Raw genomic sequence first — 6,778 nt, forward strand, 5'->3', positions numbered from 1 at the left:
AATAAAGAACTGGTCTAGTAGAGCAGGTGTTGCACTTCAATTTTAAATCGAGGAAATATATTTAATTTAAAACTTGATAATATTTTTCGTTTTTCTTTATATTGGTGACAAAAAGGGCGACCTGGAACATTCAATTCCATGTCGCCCTCATTTCAATCGTAACTTTAATTGCATCTATTTCATCAACTCACGCAGTAACGCTTGCGTCGTATCCTGCCGTTGTTCTTCACGGTCCCGTTGGCGCAAATAATACTGATGTAACGCCGACAGCGTGATGGCCTCATCTGCTTCAGGCAAGGCGTACAACCGGCGATACGCCGTCTGTACGGCCGTGAAATCTGACTTCCCCGCCGTTAGCTGCCGTAACTGACTAGGCGTCACGTGATTCTTTCTAGCCGGCACCCAACCTTGTTGGGGCTGCAGCGCCAGCCGTTCCGTGAAGGCTTGCGTCAATTCGGTTGGCCAGCTCGCGGGTAATGACTTACCAGCCTCCAGCTCAGCACGAAGTGACTCACAATCAATGAACACCTGCGCCGGGACTTGCCGTCCTTCCCAGGGCTCACGCAACGGTTGAAGTTGTTCCCGGCGTTCTGCCGGCGTTAACGCAAAGCCAATCGCAACATTAAACAGATCATCAACCCAATCTCGTTGACGTTGCTTTGCCCGGAAACGCACGCGGCGATTCAAATCGGCCACCAGATAACGCGGCACAATCTGTAAACGGGCCGCCGCAATCTTGCCACTGCGGTCGAACTCCGTGGCCATGACACCTAACTGATAGGAGTTAACCAGTTTCTTCAATGATCGTGGTTGGGCAATTTCAGCTAGTCGTGCCTTGAATGTCGTTAACGGCAAATGCTGAACAATTAACGCGGCCACCGTCGCCAGATAATCACGGTAAGGTTGTGAGGCTCGTAGCGCCTGCACCGCGGCACTTTCCTGCGTTGCGGCGGACTTCCAAGCGGCCGCCGCTTCACGTTCAGCCCGTTTCTTGGCGACTTCATCCTGCTGGACTTGTTGCCGAGCCAACGCCCGCGCCGCTTTCTGATCCAATTCGGTCAGTTGCGTATATTCGGTTAAATACGGGGTTAGTTCCGCTTGCGGTAGCCGTTGCTGCCGATGCTTCAGATAACCATCGACCGTCGTTTGCGTACCCCGGCGCACCCACCGATGACGCCCGTGTTGGGCCTGAGGCAGATTGGGCAAGGCTGTTTGGTCCCACAGAATCTCTGGAACCTGCGGGTAGTGGGCGGTCAGATCGTCATACTGAGCGACGGCGTGGAAGTTATCCTCGGTGGTGATTGCCATCAGATACTGCATTTCATCACTCATGAACTTCTTGACGCACTCCGAGCCCACCACGATCTCCTGGCCATCCGTGCGCAACACCACGTGATATTCGTAGCGCACCGGCTTGTGGCACAACGCACAGTGGGTCCAGTCCGTCCGGTGCTCGCTGGCATTAATCGCATAGGGTAAACGAGCCAGTAGCTTCCAGACGCGACTTCCCTGCAAGAGCCAGTCCACTCGCTGATCCGTCAAGAGGTCGCGCGCCGACCGTGGCAGAAAGTCACTGGTCGTTTTGACCGTCGGATGTTCCCGTAATAGCGGCATGACGCGCGTCAAATCTGGCAGTTGGAGTGCCGGCTGACTGAGCTGGAGAAAGCGATTTTCGGCAGGTGTGAGGAGTGTGGTGACCATACGGATCTTCCCTTCGTTTCAAAAATTCGGTTCTCCTAGCATACCATAGTTATCGAAAATGGGGAACGTACGTTTTTAATTCTCATTGATCCATTCCCGCAACGCGACCCCGGTTCGCGAATCGGCCACAGCGACCGATCCCCGTGGGGTGCCGCTGTACTGGATATGCCCGCCGTAACGACCGGCATCCGGCCCAACGTCAATCAACCAGTCGGCCTGACTAATCACAGCCAGGTTGTGTTCGATGATAATCAACGAATTTCCCGCCGCCACTAAGGCATTGAACAACGTCATCAGTCGGGCGGTGTCCTTTAAATGCAACCCGGCCGTGGGTTCGTCTAACAGGTAGACCGTTCCCTGCTTACCGAGTTCGACCGCCAGCTTCAACCGTTGTAATTCCCCACCGGACAGCGTGGTCAAGGGTTGAGCCAGAGTCAAATAGCCCAGGCCGACCTTATCCATGTTGGCCAGTTGGGCCGCAATCTTGGGCGTGGCCGCGAAGAAATCAGCGGCCGCCGTGACGGACATCTGCAGCACCTCGGCGATCGTCTTATCCTGATAGTGATATTGAAGGGCTTCTTCACTGTAGCGTTTGCCGTGACAGAGTTCGCAGGTCTGCACAACCGGGTCCATGAACGCCATGTTGGTGATCGTGACGCCTTTCCCCTTACACCGCGGACAAGCGCCCTTACCATTGTAGCTGAAGAGACTGGTACCGACGCGACCGTTGGCATCGCTAAAGAGCTTCCGAATCCCATCCAAAATGCCCAGGTAGGTGGCGGGAGTCGATCGGATATTGATACCGACCGGCGCCTGTGCCAGATCGATGTAGTCACCCGTCAACTTGGCCTTTAGGGCCGTAACCAATGACGACTTCCCAGAGCCGGCGACTCCGGAGATGACGGTCATGACCCCCAGGGGCACGTCCACATTGACGTCTTGCAAATTATTTTGAGTCACGTGCCGTAATGCCAACTGACCGGTTGGCTGGCGTTCTGGGCCCCAATGATGGGCTTGCCGCAACCAATCGCCCGTCAACGTGTCGGAGGCCAGCAGGTCTTGATACGTCCCCGTAAAGGTGATCTGACCGCCACCCTGACCGGCCAGCGGGCCCATTTCGACCACGTAGTCGGCAAAACTGATCATAGCCGGATTGTGCTCGACCACCAGGATGGTGTTGCCCTTGTCCTTCAATTTGGTGAGGGCCTGGCGAATCAGTTGAATGTCATGCGGATGCAAGCCCACGCTGGGTTCATCTAGGATGTAGACCATATCGACCAGCGCACTGGTTAGGTATTTGGCAATCTTAATTCGTTGGGCCTCCCCACCGGAAAGGGAGCTGGTCCCCCGGTCTAAGGTCAGATAGCCCAGGCCGATGTCGACCAGCGACTGAATCTTGGTGCTGAGTTCACGCACGACGTCGGTGGCCAACGGCTCGGTGATGCCCTGCAGGAAACGCAAGACATGATTGAGGTCCATCGCACTGACGTCGGCAATGTTGACGCCGTTGATGTGCACCGTCAGAACTTCTGGCTTTAGCCGCGTGCCGTGACAAACGGGACATGGCTTGCGGGTCACAATTTCGGCAATGGCCTCGCGGTGGTGTTCGGCTTCCTTCTTGCCGATGACCGACCGGCGAATCCGCGGCACAACCCCTTCGTACAGGGCCGTCCGGGGAAAGCCTTCACCAGGATGTGCCAGCTTCTGTTGAGGAGCATGCATCAGCAGTTCGTATTCTTCGGCGGTGTAATCCTTGATGGGTTTGTCGTCGTCAAAGAGGCCACTGGTGGCGTATCGCCGCCAACGCCAGGTGTCGGGACCGAAGCTAACAAAGGTAATCGCCCCTTCGTTCAGCGACTTCTCGGGATCAATCAGCTTACTCTCGTCGATGTCATCCACGTAACCCAACCCTTGGCAGGACGGGCACATCCCCTGGGGTAAGTTGAAGGAGAAACTGTCGGAGTAACCGATAAACGGTTTCCCAATTCGTGAAAACAACAAACGCATTAACGAATAGATCCCGGTGTAGGTGGCCAAGGTCGACCGCGCATTCTTCCCTAACCGTTGTTGCGCAATCACAATGGCCACGGGTAGGTGTTCGATATCCTGAACGTGAGGCTGCCCGAATTTGGGTAAGTATTGTTGCGTGAAGCTCGGGAAGGTCTCGTTGAGTTCTCGGCGAGAGGCTGCGGCGATCGTGTCGAATACCAGCGACGACTTCCCCGAACCAGACAGCCCAACAAAAACGGTCGTCTGATATTTGGGCACCTTTAAACTCACATGCTTCAGATTGTTTTGCGTGGCATCTTTAATTTCAATGTATCCCTGTTCAAATGGCATCGCTAAACCAAACCCCTCTCACGTCATTTTTCTTCTATACTAATTCGCCTCATACTGGGGCACCTTTTCAGCCTAACACATTCTAAAAATTTCCACCTGCTCGAAAACTCGCAAGCCAATCACGCCAGTTTTCGGTTGTGTACGCTTATACTTTAACGTGTAAGATTTTTAGAAGGAGGAACATCCTATGTCCTTATTGAAAAAGCACCCCTTGAATCTGCCCGCCGCCATCATCGCTGGTGGTGCCGCCGGCATCGTCTCCGGTTTGGTTAAACTCGGTTGGGAAAACATTCTCCCCCCACGGACCGAAGAACGTGACGCCACGAATCCCCCACAGACCCTATTGGAACAATTCGGGATTCCCGCCAAAGTCACGCACGCCACTTATACGTATTCCGGCCATAAGTTGCCATGGGTCAGCTACATCATCCACTTTGGCTTCTCGACCACCTTTGCCGTGCTCTATCAAATCGTCGGTGAAAAATTGCCGATCGTGAAGAAGGACGCCGGGACCTGGTTCGGCCTCACCATCTGGATTGCCTTTCACGTCGGCTTGATGCCCGCCATGGGAACCGTGCCGGCCGCCAAGGATCAACCCACCGAGGAACACGTGTCCGAAGCACTCGGCCACATTGCCTGGATGGTCACCAACGATCTGGTTGGGGCGGAAGTCTATCGGCGATTGGTTCAGGAAAGTGAACGCCGAAAGTAAGTCGTAAGTGATCGAAGCCAGCGCTAACGCGTGGCGAAGACCCCGCCAGCTCGCGGCTGACAGGGCTGGAACGGGGTGGGCACGACTTGAAGCCTTTCAAAGAACTAAAGTCTCCAAGCTCGGCCTTTGCCTAACCGGCGAAAATCACGCCGCTAAGGCAAACGACACACCTGAGCCCTGTCAGCCACAAGCTGGCGCCACACGGTGTGGTGAATGATACATTTGAATACTGGCAACGGTGGTAAAATCATCCGCTGATATTTGCGGTAATTAAAATTAACACTATCTGATTGGCAACGTCATCCGCGTTGCCACATCTAGCATCTCACGTTCAGCCGGTTTAATCACCCGCAATATCAGTCGCAGGTGGTCAGGACCGGAGTCCCGTGTCGAGGCTGTTTGGTCGGTGATTTCCCGGCCTTACAGCCTGGGACGACTTTTTGACCCACGATTTTGTGGGGCTAAAAGCGAAGGGAAAGACCGCTCCTCAGGCTTTCCCTGGTCCCCACAGGACGTAGGCCCTGACCGCCTGTGACGATCTATTTAACCAACTGATTCAACCGCTTGGAGGCGACGCAATGAACAAACCTTGGCAAACCAAATGGCCCGAGCGTCTGAGTTACGGTCTAAGTGACGCGGCAGACAACCTGGTCTTTCAAATGATGACCACCTACCTGCTGTTCTTTTACACCGACGTCTACGGGCTGACTGCCAGCGCGGCCGCGATTCTCTTCGTGGTGGCGCGGCTGGCCGATGTCGTCGAGAGTCTTGTCATTGGCCTCATGATTGACCGCACCCATTCAAAGTGGGGCAAGAGTCGGCCGTTCTTTCTGTGGTACGCGCTTCCCTATGTCATCTTTGCCATCCTGACCTTCGTGACGCCGCCATTTGGCGATAACGGTAAACTCGTCTGGGCCTACGTCACCTATCTGGGACTGGGCTTTCTCTACACGGCCGTCAATCTGCCAATCACGTCGATTCTTCCTACCATGACGGAAAACGATCAGGAACAAACCGTGCTCGGCGTCATTCGGCAGTTCTGCGGGAGTTCGGTACAGATTATCGTGGCGGTCTTCACCCTGCCATTAGTCGCGCTATTCGGTCACGGTAACCAACAACGCGGGTTTCTCTTAACCATCGTGTTGTTCGGGGCGATCTCTCTGATTCTGATTTGGAACACCTTCATTCACGTGCGCGAGCGTTTCACCAATCCCGAGCACGCTCACCAATCTTGGCGGGCCGTGAGTGGGATGTTGAAACAGAACAAGCCGTGGCTGGTCATCTCCGTGGTTATCCTGTTGTATTGGTTGACCACTGCGATTAAGAACCAAACCACCATCTACTATTTCAAATACATTCAAAATAATGAACAACTCGTTCCGTACGCCAACGCCTTCACGTTTGCGGCCTTAATTGGCGTGTTACTAATCGTTCGTTTCTCCAATCGCTGGGGCAAGAAGCGCACGATGTTAACGGGCATCCTGGTCGCAGCAGTTGGCCAACTGATCCTCAGCCTGGGCGCTGTCGGCAACCTGTTGCCGGTCATCTTCACCGGCACCCTCATCAACTCCGTGGGAAATGGCCTCATCATTGGCCTCGTCTCCATCATGATCGCCGACACCATCCGTTATGGAATGGCGATGGGCATTCAGGCCGAGGGTATCCTGGCCTCGACCGATGACTTCGGCGTCAATGTTGGTTTGGGACTGGGCGGCTTAATCACTGCTGGCCTCTTCCACCTGTCTGGCTACGCGGCCAACCACGCCCAGAATGGCGCCACCCAGCACATGATCCTCTTGAACTATGCTTGGTTACCGCTGATTCTCTATGTTGTCATGTTCGCGGTACTCTTGCTGTACAACGAACGCGAACTCCAGGCCAAGATTCAACCAGACACTCAAGATTAACCCCCATACTAGTACTAACGAAATTCGGGACAAATTTTTCGCATGTTTTGGCAAAATAAATTATTCCTCAATTGTCAAATCAAGTGCAACACTAAGAATCTATTCTTAGAAGTGGTCT

Annotated in this window: 4 protein-coding genes; 2 read left to right on the forward strand and 2 right to left on the reverse strand. The window is 54.1% G+C overall.

Annotated features, from left to right (window positions below; genetic code table 11):
• Positions 1–174: 174 nt before the first annotated feature.
• Together IV54_RS00865 and IV54_RS00870 are read right to left on the reverse strand one after the other, a co-directional pair.
• Positions 175–1,701 carry a hypothetical protein gene (locus IV54_RS00865; protein ID WP_057877509.1) on the reverse strand — a complete coding sequence of 509 codons (1,527 nt, stop codon included), beginning with the start codon at positions 1,699–1,701 and terminating at the stop codon, positions 175–177.
• Positions 1,702–1,776: 75 nt separating this feature from the next.
• Positions 1,777–4,041 carry an ATP-binding cassette domain-containing protein gene (locus tag IV54_RS00870; protein ID WP_057877510.1) on the reverse strand — a complete coding sequence of 755 codons (2,265 nt, stop codon included), beginning with the start codon at positions 4,039–4,041 and terminating at the stop codon, positions 1,777–1,779.
• A gap of 187 nt (positions 4,042–4,228) precedes the next feature.
• Here IV54_RS00870 and IV54_RS00875 point away from each other — a divergent pair, with 187 nt between their 5' ends.
• Positions 4,229–4,753 carry a DUF1440 domain-containing protein gene (locus tag IV54_RS00875; RefSeq protein WP_057877511.1) on the forward strand — a complete coding sequence of 175 codons (525 nt, stop codon included), beginning with the start codon at positions 4,229–4,231 and terminating at the stop codon, positions 4,751–4,753.
• A 578-nt stretch (positions 4,754–5,331) separates the two neighbouring features.
• Positions 5,332–6,660 (forward strand): MFS transporter, encoded by a 1,329-nt coding sequence (locus IV54_RS00880; RefSeq protein ID WP_057877512.1) that lies wholly within the window; start codon positions 5,332–5,334, stop codon positions 6,658–6,660.
• Positions 6,661–6,778 lie beyond the last annotated feature (118 nt).

It is taken from the genome of Levilactobacillus paucivorans (assembly GCF_001437125.1).
GTDB lineage: Bacteria > Bacillota > Bacilli > Lactobacillales > Lactobacillaceae > Levilactobacillus > Levilactobacillus paucivorans.